Source organism: Marivirga sp. (genome assembly GCF_051117495.1).
Lineage (GTDB): Bacteria > Bacteroidota > Bacteroidia > Cytophagales > Cyclobacteriaceae > Marivirga.
In genome coordinates this window covers 1-21,547 of sequence record NZ_JBNPEF010000029.1, presented here as the reverse complement: position 1 = coordinate 21,547, position 21,547 = coordinate 1, and the positions used below count along the sequence as shown (strand labels likewise).

19 protein-coding genes are annotated in these 21,547 nt (G+C 35.6%); 17 read left to right on the top strand and 2 right to left on the bottom strand.

Features of this window, described 5'->3' with window-relative positions:
* Positions 1 to 53 precede the first annotated feature (53 nt).
* From ACFE0M_RS15790 to ACFE0M_RS15750, 9 genes are all read left to right on the top strand, one after another.
* On the top strand, positions 54 to 953 hold the full coding sequence (locus ACFE0M_RS15790; protein ID WP_434546750.1) for a S66 peptidase family protein: 900 nt from the start codon (positions 54 to 56) through the stop codon (positions 951 to 953).
* A 121-nt stretch (positions 954 to 1,074) separates the two neighbouring features.
* The gene (locus ACFE0M_RS15785; RefSeq protein ID WP_434546749.1) at positions 1,075 to 2,313 is read left to right on the top strand and encodes an HlyD family secretion protein; all 1,239 of its coding nucleotides are present in this window, start codon (positions 1,075 to 1,077) and stop codon (positions 2,311 to 2,313) included.
* Entirely contained in the window at positions 2,310 to 4,481 is a 2,172-nt protein-coding gene (locus ACFE0M_RS15780) for a peptidase domain-containing ABC transporter (protein WP_434546748.1), read from the top strand. Before ACFE0M_RS15785 ends, ACFE0M_RS15780 begins: the two co-directional genes overlap by 4 nt.
* Positions 4,482 to 4,511: 30 nt before the next feature.
* Positions 4,512 to 4,844, top strand: a complete 333-nt coding sequence (locus ACFE0M_RS15775; RefSeq protein WP_434546747.1) for a hypothetical protein — start codon at positions 4,512 to 4,514, stop codon at positions 4,842 to 4,844.
* A gap of 112 nt (positions 4,845 to 4,956) precedes the next feature.
* Complete coding sequence (locus ACFE0M_RS15770; protein ID WP_434546746.1) at positions 4,957 to 5,142, top strand: hypothetical protein; 186 nt, start codon at positions 4,957 to 4,959, stop codon at positions 5,140 to 5,142.
* 39 nt (positions 5,143 to 5,181) lie between these two features.
* Positions 5,182 to 5,364, top strand: a complete 183-nt coding sequence (locus ACFE0M_RS15765; RefSeq protein WP_434546745.1) for a hypothetical protein — start codon at positions 5,182 to 5,184, stop codon at positions 5,362 to 5,364.
* 247 nt (positions 5,365 to 5,611) lie between these two features.
* A complete protein-coding gene (locus ACFE0M_RS15760) occupies positions 5,612 to 5,767 on the top strand; it encodes a hypothetical protein (protein WP_434546744.1) in 156 nt (51 codons plus the stop codon).
* A 51-nt stretch (positions 5,768 to 5,818) separates the two neighbouring features.
* The gene (locus tag ACFE0M_RS15755; protein ID WP_434546743.1) at positions 5,819 to 6,508 is read left to right on the top strand and encodes a CPBP family glutamic-type intramembrane protease; all 690 of its coding nucleotides are present in this window, start codon (positions 5,819 to 5,821) and stop codon (positions 6,506 to 6,508) included.
* Positions 6,509 to 6,551: 43 nt separating this feature from the next.
* On the top strand, positions 6,552 to 6,821 hold the full coding sequence (locus ACFE0M_RS15750) for a hypothetical protein (RefSeq protein ID WP_434546742.1): 270 nt from the start codon (positions 6,552 to 6,554) through the stop codon (positions 6,819 to 6,821).
* 485 nt (positions 6,822 to 7,306) lie between these two features.
* On the opposite strand, the gene chrA is transcribed toward ACFE0M_RS15750, so the two are convergent.
* Both chrA and ACFE0M_RS15740 read right to left on the bottom strand, forming a co-directional pair.
* On the bottom strand, positions 7,307 to 8,485 hold the full coding sequence (chrA, locus tag ACFE0M_RS15745; RefSeq protein WP_434546741.1) for a chromate efflux transporter: 1,179 nt from the start codon (positions 8,483 to 8,485) through the stop codon (positions 7,307 to 7,309).
* Positions 8,486 to 8,488: 3 nt separating this feature from the next.
* Complete coding sequence (locus ACFE0M_RS15740) at positions 8,489 to 9,463, bottom strand: isopenicillin N synthase family dioxygenase (protein WP_434546740.1); 975 nt, start codon at positions 9,461 to 9,463, stop codon at positions 8,489 to 8,491.
* A 94-nt stretch (positions 9,464 to 9,557) separates the two neighbouring features.
* On the opposite strand from ACFE0M_RS15740, the gene ACFE0M_RS15735 reads away from it, so the two are divergent.
* The 8 genes from ACFE0M_RS15735 (at position 9,558) to ACFE0M_RS15700 (ending at position 21,292) form a co-directional block, all read left to right on the top strand.
* Positions 9,558 to 10,388, top strand: a complete 831-nt coding sequence (locus tag ACFE0M_RS15735) for a phosphopeptide-binding protein (protein WP_434546739.1) — start codon at positions 9,558 to 9,560, stop codon at positions 10,386 to 10,388.
* A gap of 309 nt (positions 10,389 to 10,697) precedes the next feature.
* Entirely contained in the window at positions 10,698 to 11,900 is a 1,203-nt protein-coding gene (locus tag ACFE0M_RS15730) for a pyridoxal phosphate-dependent aminotransferase (protein WP_434546738.1), read from the top strand.
* A gap of 155 nt (positions 11,901 to 12,055) precedes the next feature.
* A complete protein-coding gene (locus ACFE0M_RS15725; protein WP_434546737.1) occupies positions 12,056 to 13,051 on the top strand; it encodes a bifunctional heptose 7-phosphate kinase/heptose 1-phosphate adenyltransferase in 996 nt (331 codons plus the stop codon).
* Positions 13,052 to 13,091: 40 nt separating this feature from the next.
* Positions 13,092 to 14,915 carry a TrkH family potassium uptake protein gene (locus ACFE0M_RS15720; protein ID WP_434546736.1) on the top strand — a complete coding sequence of 608 codons (1,824 nt, stop codon included), beginning with the start codon at positions 13,092 to 13,094 and terminating at the stop codon, positions 14,913 to 14,915.
* Between the two features lie 70 nt (positions 14,916 to 14,985).
* Entirely contained in the window at positions 14,986 to 15,765 is a 780-nt protein-coding gene (gene dapF, locus ACFE0M_RS15715; protein WP_434546735.1) for a diaminopimelate epimerase, read from the top strand.
* 67 nt (positions 15,766 to 15,832) lie between these two features.
* Positions 15,833 to 19,186: a preprotein translocase subunit SecA gene (gene secA, locus ACFE0M_RS15710; protein WP_434546734.1), complete on the top strand. Its 3,354-nt coding sequence runs from the start codon at positions 15,833 to 15,835 to the stop codon at positions 19,184 to 19,186.
* Positions 19,179 to 19,688: an SPOR domain-containing protein gene (locus ACFE0M_RS15705; protein WP_434546733.1), complete on the top strand. Its 510-nt coding sequence runs from the start codon at positions 19,179 to 19,181 to the stop codon at positions 19,686 to 19,688. Before secA ends, ACFE0M_RS15705 begins: the two co-directional genes overlap by 8 nt.
* A 410-nt stretch (positions 19,689 to 20,098) precedes the next feature.
* On the top strand, positions 20,099 to 21,292 hold the full coding sequence (locus ACFE0M_RS15700; RefSeq protein WP_434546732.1) for a M20 metallopeptidase family protein: 1,194 nt from the start codon (positions 20,099 to 20,101) through the stop codon (positions 21,290 to 21,292).
* Positions 21,293 to 21,547: the final 255 nt, after the last annotated feature.

Below are 21,547 nucleotides of genomic sequence, written 5' to 3'. Positions count from 1 at the left end.
ATTAGCCCTGAAGAAATTCAGGGCTTTTTTTTTGCCCAAACCAAAAATTGAACATGAGCAATTTACCACCATTTCTTAAAAAAGGCGATTTAATTCTTGTGATAAGTCCATCAGGAGCGGTTGATAAGGATTTGGTACAAAAAGGAATTGAATTATTGGAAAATGCAGGCTTTATGGTGGAAGTAGCTCCGAATACATTTAATACACATTTTAAATTTGGTGCCACTCATGAGCAAAGGCTTTCTGATTTACAATTTGCTTTAGACCATAAAGAAGCCAATGCTATTTATTGTACCAGAGGTGGCTTTGGAATCACGCATATCCTTGATGAATTGGATTGGACTCAATTTAAACAAAATCCTAAATGGATCATTGGCTTTAGTGATATCACAGCATTTTTACATGCTGCTTACCTAAATGGGTTTTGTTCCTTACACACCAGTGTTCTTCAAGGCCTACCAAAACTTTCAGGAGATTATCAGAGTAAAATAATTGAATCTTTATCTGGTAATTTTAGTGGATTAAAAGCTAAAAGTTCTTTCAATAAATTAGGTACTGCAAAAGGTCAACTATTAGGAGGGAACTTATCCTTATTGGTTCATCAAATTGGGACACAAACGGAATTAGACTATACTGGTAAAATTCTTTTCATTGAAGAAGTAGCCGAGCCACTGTATCACATTGACCGAATGCTATTGCAATTAAAAAGGGCAGGTAAATTAAAAGACTTAGCGGGATTGGTAGTAGGTCAGTTTTCTAATCTTACTGAAGATAAATCTATTTATGGGCAATCGGTTGAAGAAATTATATTAGCTCATTGTGAAGAATATGGTTTTCCTATTGGGTTTGACTTTCCTTTTGGGCATGCAAAGGATAATATGGCTTTGGTTCATGGGGCTGAGGTTAATTTGGTAGTGGAGAATAATAAAGCTGAGTTGAAATATTTGCTTTAACTTGTTTAATTGTATTTTACAAATTCAATAAAAATCTCCAACCCCCTTTTTGGTAAATTTATACCCCCAAATGGGTATTAAAAACACCCCTTTTTAAGTTTAAAAAACCCCTAAAATAGGGTTGACCAAAATTAATACTGACATTAATTTTGCCATTGAACCAATTATCAACCTTAAAATTATGCCCAATAGTTCTAAGTCTATCTTCCCAAAGGAAGTAATTGGCTTTAGTGTGGAAGCTTTGCTCAATAAGCATTCCACACGAAGCCTTATCATTTACCAAATCATACTATTTATTCTCATTACTGCATGCGCTCTTTTACCCTTTATTGAGGTAGATGTTAATCTTAATGCAACAGGTGTTGTTCAATCCAAAAAATTACAAAGCAAGATTGTTTCAGGCACTACCGGAAGGATTGTTGAAAAAAATATCAAAATCAATCAGTTCGTTGAATCTGGGGACACCTTATTTGTTTTGGATCAGACTTATATAAACAATCAAAAAACAGATATTCAAAATAGAATTGATATTAAACAAGATGAGATTACTGATTTAAATTCATTGGTATCAACAAATATTAAAGAGAAATTAGAATTAAAGTCCTTAAAGTATATCCAATCTTATAATTACCTCAAGAAATCTATTAGCGATTTAGATGAACAAATCAAAATTAAACGAAATGCTTACCAAAGAGAAAAGGCATTATTTGAAGGAAATGCCTCATTTAAAGCTAAACTTGAGGAAGTGAAATTGGCAATGGATGTACTGCTCAATAAAAGGAGTTTAGAAATAGAAAAATTTAAGGCACAATGGAATTCTGATTTGCAAAGAGCATTATTGGATTTATCGGAATTGGAAAACAGGCTCAATCAAATCAATACGGATTTAGAACAATATACTATAGTAGCTCCGACTGCAGGTTATATTCAAAATTTGGAAGGTGTATCTGAAAATAGTTTTATCTACCCAAACCAACAACTCTGTGTGATATCACCAAACGAGGAGCTATTGTTGGATTGTTATATTAAACCAACAGATATCGGATTGATCGAGAAAAATCAAAAAGTAAAAATCAGAGTAGATGCCTTTAATTATCAGCAATGGGGCATGTTGGAAGCGGAAGTTGTGGAAATCTTTAATGACGTTAGCCTTCTTAATAATCAAGAACCCGTTTTTACAGTAAGATGTAAACCCAACCAACAGTATTTACAATTGGAAAATGGCTATAAGGGTGAATTGAGAAAAGGGATGAGTTTTCAAGCTAATTTCCTTATAGCAGAAAGAAGTCTGTTTGACTTAATATTTGATAAAGTGGAAGACTGGCTAGCTCCAAATGCCAATAAAAAGACAGCCTTATGAACAAGAATGTACTGATTAAGCAAAGGGATATCACCGATTGTGGAGCGGCATGTTTAGCTTCAATAGCGGCAAGTTACAAGTTGAAATTACCGGTTTCCAAGATTCGCCAAATTGCCTCAACAGATCAAAAAGGCACCAATGTACTAGGTATGATAGAGGCAGCCGATAAAATGGGCTTTTCGGCCAAGGGAGTGAAGGGTCCAATTGACAGCTTGCCTAAAATCCCTACTCCAGCAATAGCTCATGTCATTATTAAGCAACGCCTGCATCATTATGTGGTGATTTATAAGGCTACATCCGAACATATAACGGTGATGGATCCGGCACGAGGTAAATTGGAAAAATATACCACTGCGGAATTTAAAGAGATTTGGTCGGGGGTATTGATTTTACTTTCGCCCAATGAATCCTTTAAAGCCAAAGACGATAAGGTTTCTATTACTTCTCGTTTGTGGTTTTTGTTAAATCCCCATAAGGCCTTATTGCTACAGATTTTAGTGGGTGCAGTCATCTATACTATTTTAGGCTTAAGTACCTCAATTTATGTACAGAAGATTGTCGATCAAGTGATTGTTAATGGGAACAATAACCTGTTAAATTTATTGAGTACTGTTATGATTGGATTATTGGTTATTCAAATTTTGATCAATGTCCTTAAATCCATTTTTATGTTGAGAACCGGGCAACAAATAGATGCGAGACTTATTCTCGGATATTATAAACATTTGATGCAGTTGCCTCAGCGATATTTTGATACAATGAGGGTGGGGGAAATCATATCCCGAATCAGTGATGCCGTTAAAATCCGGTCTTTCATTAATGAGGTAGGAATAAATATGATGGTAAACGTTTTGGTCATCATTTTTTCTTTTGGTTTGATGTTTACCTATTATTGGAAACTTGCTTTGATCGTTTTGATCGTGATCCCACTATATTCCATTATTTATACCATTACCAATAGATTTAATAAAAAGACAGAGAGAAAAATCATGGAAAATGCAGCGGAATTGGAATCGCAGCTAGTGGAATCCATTACTTCCATGAGGACGGTAAAAAGTTTTGGTATGGAAGATATTGCCAATGTGAAAACTGAAACACGATTTGTGAATATGCTCAATAGCATCTATAGCTCAGGTCGCAATGCTATTGTTTCCACTAGCTCCACGGAATTTGTATCTAGATTATTTACCATTATTTTATTATGGTTGGGTGCGGGCTATGTATTGCAAACTGAAATTACACCTGGCGAGCTTTTATCCTTTTATGCATTGATCGGATACTTTACAGGGCCTGCCAATAGTTTAATTGGAGCCAATAAAAACATTCAAAATGCGATGATTGCTTCAGATAGGTTATTTGAGATAATGGATTTGGAAGCCGATAAAGACGAGGGTCGAATAAATCTTGAGGATAATAAATTACCAGGAGATATCTATTTTAAAAATGTATCATTTCGATATGGAAGTCGGGCTCAAGTATTTGAAAATTTGGATTTAACAATTAAAAAAGGTCAAATAACCGCAGTGTTAGGTGAAAGTGGATCAGGTAAGACCACCATTATGGCAATTTTGCAAAGATTGTATCCGATTCAAGAAGGGAAAGTACTATTCAATAATTATGATATCAATTATATTACAAAAGACAGCCTGAATCATTTGGTAGGGATTGTCCCGCAAAAGGTAGATTTATTTGCGGGAAACGTTATAGATAATATTGCGGTGGGTGATTTTAATCCTGATTTTCAAAAAATTATTAGAATCTGCCAGCAATTGGATATGATGAAATTTATTGAAAACCTGCCTAATAACTTCCAAACCTATTTGGGGGAAAATGGAGCAAGCTTATCTGGCGGGCAAAAGCAAAGAATTGCAATTGCCAGGGCATTGTACCGAGATCCTGATTTGATTATTATGGATGAAGCCACTTCCGCCTTAGATACTACTTCCGAGGATTATGTGCTGAATACCATAAGAGATTTAAAAAATGAAGGAAAAACCATCATTATGATTACACACCGTTTGGCTTCGGCTTCTCATGCTGATCATATACTGTTGCTTGAAAACGGAAAATTAATTGAAGAAGGAAGCTATCCTGAATTAATGAAAAGCAAAGGTCATTATTATAAGTTATGGCAGAACCAATTGCCCAAAGAAGTATTACTGAAATAATAAATTAATTAACCATTAAACCTTAGTATAATGAAGCTTGAATATTATTTACAAAAGCTGGAAGCAATTGACCAGAAAATCAGATTAAAGGCTACAGGCGGACCAGAAGAATTTGCAGAAAGTTTAGAGATGTCCAAAGCATCACTTTACAGGTATATAGACTTTTTGAAAGATTATGGAGCCCCCATCTATTATGATGTAAGCAATAAAAGTTTTTGTTATGAACATGATATTAATATCCAGTTCAGTTTTAAAGTTGAACCATTAAATCAATATGAAGCTCAGAAAATAAGCGGTGGAAAAGCACTTAATTGGCAGAGTAATAAATTTTCTAAAATTTTTTATACCAGTCTCAAAAAATGAGACTGACCTAGCCTACTTTAGCATCGTGAGGTAATAAAAAGTGCACTAATAGTTACCAAGCCCGGGATGCCGAAAACGGTACAGGGTAGGTTAACAATTAATTAATAGTAAAATGGAAAATTTTGAAAATTTAGGTTTTTCAGAGGTGTCAACTGATGAGAAAAAGGAATTAAATGGTGGAATAGTCTTTACAATAGTGGCAGGTGTTGCAGCATATTATTATAGAGATGAAATAGCTGATGCAGCATCTGACTTTGCAGATGGATTTATGTCAGGATGGAAAGGAGAAGAAGACTAATTAGTTAAATTTTAATATAATAATTATAAAGGATTTATTATGAGAGAATTACAGGAATTAAATTTTGACCAAATTCAAGAATGTTCAGGTGGCTACAGTTGGTATGAATTTGGGAGTGATATTGGAAGTGCAGCAAGAGCAGCGGCTGATTTTGCGGAAGGTTTTATAGATCATGTTGGACGCGGTGTAGATTATGCAAGAGATGGAAGTCCTTGGCAGTAACATTTATCTGTGAATGTTACCATATGTCAGTTCAAATGAACTTGCATTGTAGTACAATACTTTTTGTTTGTGCTTAGAGCAACAATGATTTGTTCTTGACATTTGATATAAAGTTTGTTTACAGGTTCTTTGATATAAAATAAAATTTACTTTTAAATTGTAATTGGACTTTTATGTTGATTTGTGTCAAACTTGTGTTGATTATATTATTTAATTATTCTAAAAAAAAAGTAAATATTTTTTAATTATGGAAAATCTTAATAAAAATGAAATGCTTCTGATAAACGGAGGCGAGACACAAAGTGAAGCTTACTCTTGGGGAGCAAGAGTTGGATTTACGTTCGGAAGAGTAGTAGGTAGTGCCTTAAACGCTGTTGATCGTGCAATGGAACTACTCTTGTGAAGATTTATTTTGGCCTAGGAAAATCTCCTAGGCCGTAACTAAACCATGAAGATGATCAACATTATTCAATTTTCTTTTCCAAAAGAAAATACAAAAAAGTTTTTATTAACATTTCGTTTATTAGGAATAATTTTTCTTGCAAAAATAGTGTTTTCTATTATTTCTGTGATAATGGAAAATATAGGATATTTAAATTCTTACGATCACCCAGCGAAAACTTCCCTATTTGATGCTCAAGGAAATTTTGAAGTGATTATAATATTTTTTTTAGTCTCCATAGTCGGTCCTTTTATTGAAGAATTAGCCTTTAGGTTGTGGGTTTGTAAAAAGTTAAAAAGTATAATATTGGGCTTGTCTTTTCTTTTAAGCTTTTTAGTTTTAATAGTAACAAAAATTCACAAGTTAATCCCTATTGCTAATGAAATATCCTTTGATTTACTGTTTATTTTAATAGGCATTTTATCCTTCCCTATTTTAAGTTACATTTTTTCTTTTTTCAAAGGAAATTTAAATATTAAAAATCTAGTTTTTATTTCCTCAACTTTGTTTGCAATAGTACACTTGAATATTATAGGTAGCCAATTAAATGTGGTAGGTTATGGGGTGACTTTATTGCCTTATTTTATAACTGGCTATGTCTTGTGCTATGCAAGATATTATTTAGGTTTCTGGTTTGGTTTTCTAATTCATGCATTGAATAATCTAATATTGATGACAGTAAATTATGTATTATTCGTATAGTTTTTTCAATAGTAAAATTCTCTATATGTAGTATTAAGCACCTTTGAAATTACTTAAACAAATAATTAAACTACAACCAATTAATCAAGAAGATAATAAAATCAAATTATCTCTAAGAATATATGGACTTGGATTATTGGTATTAGCTATTTTCACTATTTTTAAAATGATAGCTGCTAAATATGGATTATATAAAAAGTATGATCATCCAGCAGGCGAGAGTTTAAAAAATGCTGATTCAACTTTATTTTTATTATTTTGTTTTACTGTCAACCGTTATTATCCACCCATTTGTAGAAGAGTTGTCATTTAGATTATGGCTATCTAAAAATCGCAATCGATTTTTTCTAGGATTAGGTTTTTGCCTAATATTTTTTACTTTAATATTTACAGAATTTAATCGGGTTATACCGGTCTCTCCTGAATTATCATTTCATTTATCATTTTTTTTATTGGGATTGGCATTAGCATACTTATTAATTAAGATTTTTGCTGAAAATATTGAATTACCTCCAATAAATTTGTTAATCATTATTTCAAGTATTTTATTTTCATTATTACATTTAAGTGGTAGGAACACAAGATAATCTTATAGGATATGCTATTATACTTTTGCCGTATTTTATATCAGGTTATTTCCATGGCTATATTAATTACAGAATAGGTTTTAGATACTCGTTTTTAGTGCATGCTCTACATAATTTAACAATTGCAAGTGTTTCACTAATGATGAGATAAATCAATAGAGGGTTTGTAAATGGCTTTATATTTAATTAAAATAGAATATATAATCATCACTCACCCCAACAAAAACCCAGCTAACAACCCAATCAACACTACATATGGTGCAGGAATCTTCGTAAAAAGCAAGATAGCTACAGTACCAATAATTAAGCTAATGTTGAGTAGATTAGTCTGAACCGGTTCAAAAAGTAAGAAAATGGCGGCTACCACCATTCCAGAGCTGACTGCCGTAATCCCTTCCAATGAGGCTTTAATGATTCTGAATTTTTTCAGCTGGTCCCAGAACCTGATTAAAAAAATCATCATTAAAGTGCCGGGAACGAATATTCCAACTGCTGCCAAAAAGCCACCTAATATCTCTCCCCAAACACCATATTCCCGCATGGAGAGTGCCCCTATGTAGCTGGCGAATGAAAAAGTAGGACCAGGAATAGCCTGTGCTATTGCAAATCCGCTCAGAAATTCTGAGGAGCTTAGATAATCTTTAAAATCAACAAACTCAGTGTAAAGGAAGGGAATTAAAACTTGCCCACCACCAAAAATCAAACTTCCGTTACGATAGAAATTTTCTAATAATCTGATGGGCAGTGATTGGGTAAAGAGTCCAATTACGGCTATCAAAACCAATACGCTAATCCAAATGATTAAGGCGGTCCATCGAATTTTTATTTTTTCTTTTTCCTCTATTTCCTGTGACTTGTATTTGAATGCCGTAATAAAACCACCCACTAAAATCAAGACAGGAAATAAATAAGGTGAATTAATCCAAACGGTTATGGCCGCTGCCAATATCAATAAGATAACACTAGTTTTAGTATGGATCACTTTTTTCACAAGTCGATAAGCGGCAGCGGCCACAAAACCCACAGCTATTGGCTGAACGTAGGTAAGAAAATGTGTGGATAATTCTTTTTCATCAATATTGGACATTAAAACCCCAAAGCCGGTCATGAGGGCGACTCCCGGAATTGCCCAAACGAACAGGGTTAAAAATGCAAAAGGTGCTCCTCCTATTTTGGTAGCCAAACCTGTCAGAATTTGAGTGGATGAAGGCCCCGGCAACATTTGGCACAGGGCATTCATTTCTATCAATTCCTTTTCGGTCAAATATCCTCTTTTGTAAACCAAGTGGTCTAAAAAGAACGCAAAATGAGCAGTAGCACCCCCAAAAGTGGTGACAGAAAGGATGAAAATATCCTTCAGATAGATCAGGTATCGGATATTTCTAACCACTGATTACTTTTTCAACAAGCCAATTTCTGCTAATCTCTCTGCTAAAAATTCTCCTGCTGACATATCATCATACTTTTTGGGATTGTCAGTATCCACACAGCTGTCCAAACAGGTTAAATCCATACTTGATTTAGGATGCATAAAAAATGGGATACTGTAACGTGATTTTTTCATCTGGTCCTTAGGTGGATTGACAACTCGGTGGATAGTAGATTTTAATTTGTCATTGGTCAATCTTGCCAACATATCACCTACATTCACCACCAATTGATTGGGTAAAGCAGTAATCGGAATCCATTCGCCATCTCTTCTAAGTACTTGTAAACCATCAGCACTAGCTCCCATCAATAGGGTGATCAAATTAATATCACCATGTTGGGCAGCCCGCACGGCATCTTCAGGTAAATCTTCTGGGTTTTCGATTGGTGGATAGTGAATGGCACGTAAAATACTGTTTCCGTAAGTTACCTCAGAATCGAAATAATTTTCATCTAAACCTAAATATAGTGCTATGGCTCTCAACATCTCAAAACCGGTTTTTTCCAGTTTTTGATAAGCATCTTTGGCTAATTCAGCTAACTCAGGAACTTCTGAAGGCCATAGGTTGTCAGGATACTCTTTCTTCAATTCATGATCCTCGGGTACAAATTGCCCTACTTGATAGAATTCTTTTAAGTCTGGTACTTTATGTCCTTTTGCTTGTTCTTTGCCTTTGCTAGTATAGCCCCTTTGTCCGGCTAACTCTTCTTTTTCGTAGGTTTTTTTCTGCTCAATGCTAAGATTAAAGAATTTTTCAACCGCTTTATATAGCTTTTGGCTTAGGTCATCGCTTAAGTAATGTCCTTTTATGGCTACAAAACCTATGGTATTATAGGCTTCTCCTAGTTCTTTTACGAATTGCTTTTTGGTTTCCTCAGTTCCGTTGGTGAAATCCTCTAAATTTAATGAAGGAATTTCGTTATATAATTTTTTGCTCATAACAGTATCAGGGTTAAATCAGTTGATAGTGTAACTTATTCACACTACCTTAGTACACTTTAGTAGAGTAAATTAAATCAAAAAACATAAAACCATGAAAAAAGCCACTATAAGATTTAGTATTTTATTTGCGATGGCCACAATTTTTGCTTGTAGCACCGGAAATAAAGAAGAAACAGCCGAAAATGAAGATCAATCAACTGAGGAAAAATCTCAAGAATCAGTTTCTTCCATCAGCTTAACTCCCGTTGAATCACCGCAATTTGATGATTCAATGCTGGAAATGTTAAGTCCGATGGAAAACGAAACAAATTTGGAGCCTGGTGCGGTTAAATTTTCATATAATGTAAAAAATTATGAGTTGGCGACTCAAACGATAGATGCCGATGTGAAGAATTGTGCCAATTCACCTAAAGGTCAGCATATTCATTTGATTTTGAATAATCAGCCGTATTCGGCACATTATGAAGCAGAATTCACCAAAGATTTAGAAGAAGGTCATTATGTAGCGCTATCTTTCTTATCTCGTTCTTATCACGAAAGTGTAAAGAGTTATGGCGCGGCCAATATTCGTCAATTTACAGTTGGAAAAGAGCCAAGTGGTCAGGAAATTGCTGACTTATCAGACCCTCACATGTTTTATAGTCGTCCTAAAGGAACTTATACTGGGAAAGATGCTCAGAAAGTATTGTTAGATTTCTACTTGTTGAATACTGAGCTTTCAGAAGAAGGAAATAAAGTAAGAGCTACTATCAATGGTGAGGAATTTATGCTCGATAAATGGCAGCCATATTTCATCGAAGGAGCGGAAATGGGCGAAATGACCATTAAGTTAGAACTATTGGATGCAAAAGGAGAATTGATTCCTAGTCCATTTAACCCAGTTGAAAGAACAGTTACTCTAGAAGCTGGAGATGCTTCTTGAAATAAAAATTAATCATTGATGAAATAGCCTGTGATTGAGAAATTGCAGGCTATTTTTTTATTTAACACATAAATAGACAATTGATATAACTTAGTAGACAAAAATTGTTATTGCACTATAACCATTTTGTCAACTGTAAATTGTTTCCTGTCAACTGAATAACATTTGTCAATTGAAAAATTAGCACATCAATTGCTAATTACTTAATTTTAGCGCTTAATAAACAAATGAATAAAATAGCACAGAAATCTGTACTGAAGAAGTGCTTTTCTATTTTCTAAAAACAATTAATATTTTAATATCAATGCTATGAATTACCCGGTAAGCGAACGCATCATGAATATGTCTGAATCTGCAACTTTGGCTATGGCGGCCAAAGCAAGGGAATTGAAATCTCAAGGGATCGACATCATTAGTTTAAGTTTGGGAGAGCCAGACTTTAAAACCCCTAAACATATTCAAGAAGCAGCCAAAAAGGCAATTGATAGTGAAAAATATTTTGCGTATCCACCAGTTTCTGGATATCAAGATTTACGTGAAGCCATAGCTGAAAAATTGGAAAAGGAAAATGGTATCCCTAGTTCTCCTGACCAAATAGTAGTTTCAAATGGTGCAAAGCAGTCCATTGCTAATCTTATGTTATCCATGTTGAACCCAGGTGATGAGGTGATCGTATTTGCCCCATTTTGGGTAAGTTATACAGAGTTGGTGAAATTGGCAGGAGCAACCCCCGTTTATGTAACGGGAACTTTAGAAAATGATTTCAAACCTTCTGCTGAGCAATTAAAAGATGCGATAACCGACAATACTAAAGCAGTCTTATATTCCTCTCCTTGTAATCCTACAGGAAGTGTTTTTTCTAAAGAAGAATTGGAAAAACTGGCGATGGTATTACGACAATATGATGATATAGTCGTAATGTCTGATGAAATTTATGAGCACATCAACTTCGGAAATGAAGGTCATGTGAGTATGGCATCTTTACCAGGTATGGCAGAGAGAACCATTACCATCAATGGTTTCTCCAAAGGATTTGCCATGACGGGATGGCGAGTAGGCTATATTTCTGCTCCATTGCCAATAGCAAAAGCGGCCACTAAAATCCAAGGACAAATTACTTCGGGTAATTCATCCATTGCGCAAAGAGCTGCCTTGGCCGCTATTACTGAAGATTTGAAGCCGACATTTGACATGACCAAAACCTATCACAAAAGAAGAGATATGGTATTGGATTTGCTAAAAGAAATTCCGGGTGTTGTAACCAATGTGCCTAAAGGAGCTTTTTATATTTTTCCTGATATCAGCAATTTCTTTGGAAAATCTGATGGAGAAATTAAAGTGAAAAATGCTGATGAATTGGCAATTTACATTCTGAAGAAAGCCAATGTTTCTGTGGTGACAGGAACAGCCTTTGGCGCCCCTAATTGTATAAGGATTTCTTATGCGGCTTCCGATGATGAATTGAAAGAAGCAATGGCTCGATTGAAAAAAGTATTAGCAGAACTAAAATAATTAATCCTTTTTTATCGAAAACCTGTCAGGTTTAAATTTGGACATGTATCAATATTGAAACGTAATGAGAATATTGAATAGAACAAACCTGACAGGTTTTATTATTAAAATTAAATTAGGCGAAAGGGAAATAATTTCACAATTAATATTTGCATATGGCTATCAAAAGCATTCCTGACCTTTTTAAAGCATTTCAAAAACTAAAAGTTTTAGTCATTGGTGATGTGATGATTGATGCTTACATCTGGGGAACCGTTTCAAGGATTTCTCCTGAAGCACCCGTGCCAGTCGTAAATGTGAAAAATCGTGAAAAAAGGATGGGTGGCGCAGCCAATGTTGCCCTAAATCTTCAATCATTAGGTGCAGAACCTATTTTATGTGCGGTTTTAGGGGATGATGAGGAAGCCAATATTTTTGAAGGTTTATTAGAGAAAAGAAATATTACAGCTAAAGGGATTATTCGCAGTAAAGACAGAATTACCACCATTAAAGAGCGGGTTTTGTCCGGTTCTCAACATCTTTTAAGGGTTGATTCGGAAAGCCTTGAGCCCCTGAACTCTTCAGAAGAAAATTTATTATCGCAAAAAATTTTGGAGCTGATACCAGAGGTGGATGTAGTGGTTTTTGAGGATTACGATAAAGGCACCATCAATGCTCAAATTATTCAAGATACTGTTGAAAGAGCTCAGGAATTAGGTAAACCAGTAGTAGTCGATCCTAAGAAAAATAATTTCTTCGATTATAAAGGAGTGGATTTATTCAAACCTAATTTGAAAGAACTGAAAGAGGGGATGAATGTGAATTTTGAGCATTCAAATCAGGAAGTGTTAAAATCACAAACTCAATTACTTCGAGAACGCCTATCATGCAAAATGGTGATGACTACTTTATCGGAAAAAGGAGTTTATATACAATCCGAACGAGAGGATTTTTTGATTCCGGCTTACAAAAGAAGTATTTCAGATGTATCGGGAGCGGGCGATACTGTAATTAGTATAGCTGCACTTTGTATGGCCTTAAATCTAAAAGCTGATTTTGTAGCCACATTATCAAATTTAGGAGGAGGAATTGTATGCGAAGAATTAGGTGTAGTGCCAATTGATGCCAAAAAGTTGGAAGTAGAGGCAATAAAGCATAATTTACAGTTATAAATTGAGGCATTAAACTTAAAAGCCAAGCGTTTCTATCGGAATGAAATTTTCAAAACTCAAAAATGAAATTACAGAGTGGTTAAATAATGCTATCTACAACAGTAGAAGTGCAGTATTGAATACTTTAATTTCCTTAAAAGCTTTTATTTGGCTGACCGCAGCTATATTATTGTTTTTCGTTTTTGGTTTTGAAACGGAGTCCAATGAATTAGAGCAAGTCTTTTTAGGGCTTGATGTTGTCTTGATAATTTATTTCTTCTCATTTCTTATTCGCCTACTTTATGAATTTAGAAGGACTGAGTTTCTGAAGAATAATAAGCTTGAGGCAGTTCTTGTTTTTATCATTATCATCAATACCATCAGTAATTATTATTTTGATAATCAAATTATAAAATATTTAGCTGAGGCACTAGGCTTCAAAAATTATCAAGATGCTTATCTGACCTTTATTACCTTTTATTTTTTAGTATTAATTGTTTATGAATTTATAAAGGCCAGTACCGTACTTTCTAAATTAAAGACAAAACCAGCCCGAACCTTCATTTATAGTTTTTTATTATTAATTGCTTTTGGAACCGGTGTATTGATGCTCCCTGCGATGAGTATAGAGGAAGGTTCTATGTCTTTTATGGATGCGCTTTTCACTTCTGTAAGTGCAAGTTGTGTAACGGGTCTGATTGTGGTTGATACTGCGACTTATTTTACCATGAAAGGTCAGTTTGTGATTATGATATTGTTTCAATTGGGTGGATTGGGTATAATATCCTTTACTTCTTTCTTTGCTACTTTCTTGAAAAGTGGAGTGGGTATAAAGCAACAATTAATGCTTCAGGATTTTTTAGTTAGTGAATCCTTATTTTCTGCAAAAGGATTACTAAGAAAGATTATAGCTATCACACTTGTGATAGAAATCATTTCTTTCATCATGATTTTTTTTAGTTGGGGCGAAGAGGTAGTATTTGATTCCATGGGGCAAAAAATATTCTTTTCTGCTTTTCATGCAGTAAGTGCTTTTTGTAATGCTGGATTTAGTTTATTTACCAATGGACTTTTTGAGGATGGGGTAGCGAATGGCTACATTCTACATATAATCATAGCCTTAACCCTTATTTTGGGTGGTTTGGGCTTTTCTTCAATTCAGGATTTATTTTCTAGAAATAAATTGAAAGATAGATTTCAAAATCCGTGGAAGGACTGGGCTTTAAGTACCAAAATCGCTGTTTATACTTCTTTGGTTTTACTGGCATCAGGAACGTTGGTTTTTTACTTATTGGAACAAGGTAACACTTTAGGTGATAAAAACTTTATAGAATCATTAATCACCAGTTTTTTCCAATCAGCTACGGCTCGTACCGCTGGTTTCAATACAGTGGATATAGGCGCATTAAGGACGCCAACTTTGATTGTGATTGCATTTTTAATGTTTATTGGTGCCTCATCCGGCTCAGTGGGAGGGGGAATTAAAACTTCTACCTTCTATTTATTGATTGTTTCGGTTTTCGCAACTTTAAGAGGGCGTCTCAAAATTGAAATTGATCGAAAATTCATTCCTAAGGAGCTATTATTTAAAGCCTTGTCTATCTTTTTCTTTGCAGCCTCACTTAATTTAATCGGCATTTTTATACTCACTATCACCGATAGTGATTTTACATTAATGCAGTTGATTTTTGAACAAGTATCCGCATTTGGAACAGTCGGATTGAGCACGGGGATCACCTCAGATTTATCATTTGCCGGGAGAGTTGTCATTATTCTTTCCATGTTCATAGGTAGAGTAGGGACTTTAACATTTGCTTTGGCATTGAGCAGTAGAAAATCGACTAAGAGCTATAAATATCCTAAGGCGCATTTGATGGTGGGCTAATCTTTAGCATTTCCAAAGTGCCATTCTGGCATAAGAAATTCTTTGGTGTTATTTTCGCTTAATGGAGCACATGGCAAGTATTGAATTTTATAAATATCAAGGAACAGGTAATGATTTTGTGGTGGTGGACAACCGCTCTCAAAGGTTGTACAGAAATGATAAAACAATAGCCCAAAAGCTTTGTGACCGTAAATTTGGTGTTGGTTCTGACGGATTGATATTAATTGAAAACCATGATGAGCACGATTTTGAAATGATATTTTTCAACCCGGATGGCTCGCAAAGCATGTGTGGGAACGGAAGTAGATGTGCTGTCAAATTTGCCCAATTTTTGGGCATCATTGGTAATCAGACCACATTTCTATCTACTGATGGCGTGCATGAAGCCTCTATAGATGGTGATATTGTACGATTAAGCATGCAGGACGTGGCGCAATCAAAAATCAATAGCTTTCCAGAGCATTTTACCATAAACACAGGTTCTCCTCATTATGTTATTTTTGCCAGTAACATAAATGATAAAAATGTAAAAGAAGAAGGGGCGTCCATTCGTTACAGTGAGGAATTCGCCAAGGAAGGCATCAATGTCAATTTTGTGGAGAAGCAATCAAAAGATCAAATTTCAGTTAGGACCTATGAACGAGGCGTTGAAAATGAAACCTTGTCATGCGGAACCGGGGTAACGGCTTGTGCCATAGCGCATGTATTGCATGGAGGAATTTCTCCCGTTAAAATTGAAACCTTAGGGGGGCAATTGAGTGTTGATTTTGAATTGATTGATGGAAATGCTAAAAATATCTGGCTGACAGGGCCGGCAAAGAATGTTTTTAAAGGTGAAATCGAACTTTAAAAATTAAAATAAATCATAAAAAAGCGTGTAAATTAGCACATATTTTAAATTATTACAGCAAAAAAGTATGCTTGACTTTATAGCCAAAGGACTAACCAAAGTATTCGGAACGAAATCCGACAGAGATATAAAAGAGGTGCTTCCACTTGTGGAGCAAATCAATAAAGAATTTGCCAAATTAAAGGATTTATCGCATGATGAATTAAGGGCAAAAACTACCGATGTCTTAGAAAGAATCAATCAATACCTAAAAGATATTGATAATGAAATTGCAGCACTTCACACGAAAGTGGACGAAAATCCTGATATGGATTTGCACACCAAGGAAGATGTTTTCAATGAAATTGATGCTTTAGAGGAGAAGAGAAATGAGAAGTTGGAGGAAGTCTTATTGGAAGTGCTTCCGGAAACTTTTGCCATCGTGAAGGATACAGCCCGTAGGTTTATGGAAAATGAACAGTTGGAAGTAACGGCCAATATGTTCGACAAGGAAATGTCCGGGAAAGCCGAGCACGTAAACCTAAAAGGTGACAAAGCCATTTGGGACAACACCTGGAAAGCTGCGGGAAATGATACCACCTGGGATATGATGCACTATGATGTGCAATTGATTGGGGGTATCGTGCTACATAAAGGTAAAATTGCCGAAATGGCAACGGGAGAAGGTAAAACATTGGTGGCCACGCTTCCGGCATTCTTAAATGCACTAGCTAAAAGAGGGGTTCATATTGTTACGGTAAACGATTACTTGGCAAAACGTGACTCCGAATGGATGGCGCCAATCTTCCAATTCCACGGAATCTCCTGTGATTGTATTGATAAATATAAACCTAATTCGGAAGAAAGAAGAAAAGCTTATCAATCCGATATTGTTTACGGAACCAATAATGAATTTGGCTTTGATTATTTGCGTGACAATATGACGCGCGAAACCAAGGAATTGGTACAAGGGAAGCATCATTTTGCCATGATTGATGAGGTCGATTCTGTTTTAATTGATGAAGCCAGAACTCCTTTGATAATTTCCGGACCTGTTCCAAAAGGAGATGTGCATGAATTTGATTCTTTAAAACCAAGAATTGAAAAATTAGTACAAGAACAAAGAAAATTGACTGCTGACTTCTTGTTAGAAGCCAAAAAACTCATCAAAGAAGGAAAAGAGGATGAAGGCGGTTTGGCATTATTCAGAGCGTACCGTGGCTTACCAAAGCACAAGCCTTTAATCAAATTCTTGAGTGAGCAGGGAATACGTCAAATCTTGCAAAAAACAGAAAATATTTACTTGGCGGATAATTCTAAATTGATGCCAGAGGCGGATGAACCCTTATTGTTCACCATAGAGGAGAAAAACAATAATATTGACCTTACCGAAAAAGGAATTGACCTAATCACAAGAGATGATGAAGATTCAGGCTTCTTTATTTTACCGGATATAGGAGTGGAAATTGCCGAATTGGAAAAAGACGAGTCTTTATCTGATGAGGAAATGCTGAAGAAAAAAGATGAATTAATTAGGGATTATGCTGTGAAAGCCGAGCGTATTCACTCTGTTAATCAATTATTAAAAGCTTATACACTTTTTGAAAAGGATACGGAATACATTCTGGTAGATGGTAAAGTAAAGATTGTGGATGAACAGACTGGTCGTGTGATGGAAGGAAGAAGATATTCGGATGGACTCCACCAAGCGATTGAAGCCAAAGAGAATGTGAAGGTGGAAGATGCAACACAAACTTATGCCACCATTACACTTCAGAACTATTTCAGAATGTACCATAAATTAGCCGGTATGACGGGTACTGCCGAAACAGAAGCTGGGGAATTCTGGGATATTTATGAACTGGATGTAGTGGTAATTCCTACCAATAAGGATATCGTAAGAGATGACCGTCAAGATAAGGTTTATAAAACAGTTCGCGAGAAATTTAATGCAGTTGCGGCAGAAATTGAAGAGATGAGTAAAGCTGGAAGACCTGTTCTAGTGGGTACTACTTCCGTGGAAATTTCCGAGATTTTAAGTCGTATGTTGAACATGCGTAAAATCAAGCATCAAGTATTGAATGCTAAGCAACACGCTAGAGAAGCGGATGTGGTAGCCGAAGCCGGTAAACCGGGAACTGTGACCATTGCCACCAACATGGCAGGTCGTGGTACGGATATTAAACTGGCAAAAGAATCAAAACAAGCAGGTGGTTTGGCAATTATCGGTACGGAAAGACATGAATCAAGAAGGGTAGATAGACAGTTGAGAGGTCGTGCCGGTCGTCAAGGTGACCCTGGGTCTTCCCAATTCTTCGTTTCTTTGGAAGATAACTTGATGAGGATGTTTGGTTCTGACAGAATCGCTAAACTCATGGATAGAATGGGATTGGAAGAAGGAGAGGTTATCCAACACTCTATGATTTCAAAATCTATTGAGAGAGCACAGAAGAAAGTAGAGGAAAATAACTTTGGTACTCGTAAGAGATTATTGGAGTATGATGATGTGATGAACTCTCAACGTGAAGTAATTTACAAGAGAAGGAAAAATGCGCTTTACGGAGAAAGGTTGCAGTTGGATATCATGAATATGTTATATGATACATGTGAAGATATTGTCAACAACTCCAAAGCCATGGATGCTTTTGATGATTTTAGGTTGAGTATTTTGAGTACTTTCGGGATTGATTTTGAAATCAGTAAAGAGGATTACGAATCATTAAAACCAATCGAGCTTACTGAGAAGTTGTATAATCATGTTTATGCTTCATATAAAGCCAAAAATGATAGAATTAGAGAGAAAGCATTTCCAATCTTAAAGGATATATCCAAAACCAAAGGAGCTACTGTGAAAGAAATCATGGTACCTTTTACAGATGGCAAAAAACAAATTGGAGTGGTCACTGATTTACAGAAGAATTTGGATACGGAAGGTCAGGAGCTGATACTTTCCATGGAGAAAATATCTACTTTAGCCATCATTGATGAGAATTGGAAAGAGCATTTAAGGGAAATGGATGACTTAAAGCAATCCGTACAGAATGCAGTTTATGAGCAAAAAGACCCATTATTGATTTATAAATTCGAAGGCTTTGAATTGTTTAAAAGGTTTATCGGTAAGTTAAATGAGGATATTACCTCCTTTATGATGAAGCTGGATTTACCAGTTCAGGATAGTTCTCAAGTTCAAGCTGCGGCTCAGAGAAGACAACAGCAGAATTATAAAGAAAGCAAAGAGGAGTCAGCTTCTGTATTGAGTGGAGGTCAAAATAAAAACAGACCACCGGTTGAAAAACAGATGCCGGCAAAATCTGAAAAAATTGTGGGAAGAAATGATAGGGTCACTGTTCAGTATCAGGATGGTAGTGTCAAAAAAGATGTGAAGTTCAAAACAGTGGAAGAAGATGTTAAAAGCAATAAATGTGTTTTACTAGATGAATAAATTTGGATTTAGCATAGCGTTTTTATTAATAGGTTTTTTTATAGTGGGATGTATTACTTCGCAACCCACTTCAACTGCAAGTAAATCTTATAGTGAAGATTTAAGCCAATATCGTCCTAAAGTGGATACTGCTTTTGAGATGGAAAGTGAAAAAAGCAGTTTCCGTAAGACCAGTGAAAACTTTGAAGCAGAAGCGGATGTAACGGAATTGTTGGATAAAAAGCTGGATACACTTGCAGAGAATAATAAAGAGATTCGATATGTAAATGGTTACGCAATTCAAATTTATAGTGGAAGTAGCAGTGCAGAGGCTTATGAAGCAAGGGACACGGCAAGAGTTGTTTTGCCCGAAATTAGAACGGATGTGGAGTACAAACAGCCTATTTATAAAGTAAGGGTAGGTAGGTTTACAGAAAGGTTAGAAGTGCAAAGGACATTGCTGAAGTTAAAACCTAAATTTCCCGATGCCATTTCTGTTCCGCAAAGGATTTATATAAATTAGGTATGGTTAAAAAACCTGTCAGGTTTATGGCGCAACATTATAACTGGTTCAATCGGACGCTTGGACCAGTCATAATTGACAAAGCCTCACAGCTTTCGCTTTGTTATCGTAGAATATAAAATCCTCCAGTGGCAGTAGTAGTTGCCACTAGCGAGACGCTAGCGGAAGGAAATTATTTTTTTCTATCGCCATCCTCTGGATGGTGATGAATACTGGCGCCTCTGGAGCTGAAGATTTCTATGACAAATATTTTCGCTTAGCGAAAATCCTTTTGTTTTCTATTGTTTCTATTGTGGTAAAAAATATTGTTTGTTAATCTTATCTCTGGTCGGTGACACACCGACCGGAATTGAAATAGCTGGAAATCCATTAAGAAATTCCTAGCCTAAGATTTAAAATTAAAAAATAAAATGGATTTAAAATCGGAGATAAAATCACTGGCAAAGTCGCAATTTGAAGAGATTAAAGGAATTCGAGAGCATTTGCACCGTAATCCTGAATTGTCTTTTGAAGAATTTGAAACGGCTAAATATATCAGTAAAACCCTAAATGATTGGGGAATTGAGCACCAAACAGGAGTGGCGGATACGGGAACAGTGGTTTTAATCAAAGGTAAAAATCCAGAAAAAAAGGTTACCGCTCTAAGAGCCGATATTGATGCCCTTCCTATTACAGAGCAAAATGAGGTTCCTTACAAAAGTCAGAATGTAGGCGTGATGCACGCTTGCGGACATGATGTGCATACTTCCTCCATGCTGGGAACCGTAAAAATCTTGAATCAACTTAAAGAACATTTTGAAGGAACTATCAAAGTGATTTTCCAGCCAGGAGAAGAAAAAGTACCAGGTGGAGCTTCCAAAATGATTAAGGAAGGTGTTTTGAAAAAACCTGATGTAAATAATATAATTGGGCAACATGTAATGCCTTTGATCGATGCTGGTAAAGTAGGCTTCCGTAGCGGAATGTACATGGCGAGTACCGATGAGTTATATATGAAAGTCATTGGGAAAGGCGGCCATGGTGCTATGCCGGAATTAAATGTTGATCCAGTCATTATCACCGCACATATTTTAGTGGCACTACAGCAAATTGTAAGCCGTCACGCTAGCCCGAAAATTCCTTCTGTTTTGTCTTTTGGAAAAATTATAGCCGATGGCGCTACCAATGTAATTCCAAATGAAGTCTATCTGGAAGGTACTTTCCGCACCATGGATGAAGAATGGAGAGCCTCTGCTCATCAAAAAATGAGAAAGATGGCTGAAGGTATGGCAGAAAGTATGGGAGCGAAATGTGAATTCGAAATCAGAAACGGTTACCCTTTTTTAGTTAACGAACCAGAATTGACAGATAGAGCGAAAGCCAATGCCATAGAGTTTTTGGGGGAAGAGAATGTGGAGGATTTGGATTTATGGTTAGCAGCAGAGGACTTTGCTTATTTCTCCCAAGCTACTGATGCTTGTTTCTACCGTTTAGGAGTGAGAAATGAATCAAAAGGCATCAACTCATCAGTCCACACCCCAACCTTCGATATTGATCCATTGGCCCTGGAAACCGGCATGGGTTTAATGGCCTGGTTGGCGATTAAGGAATTGGAAAGTAAATAATCATTAGAATTTAAACTTAGATTTCTTAGCGTATAATTAAACGCATATTATACGTATAATTATACGGTTAATACTTTTAATCTTTATTTTGAGCCTTTAGCAGACTTTTTTAGTTACTATTTATTCAGTAGATTGCTAAAAAAGTACAATGCATATAAAGTAACCTTTGTTACTTTATAGAATTGTTGAACTAAACCGTTTCTTACTGGAAACGGTAAAATGAGGTATGATTAAATTGTAATGGTAAACAAACAA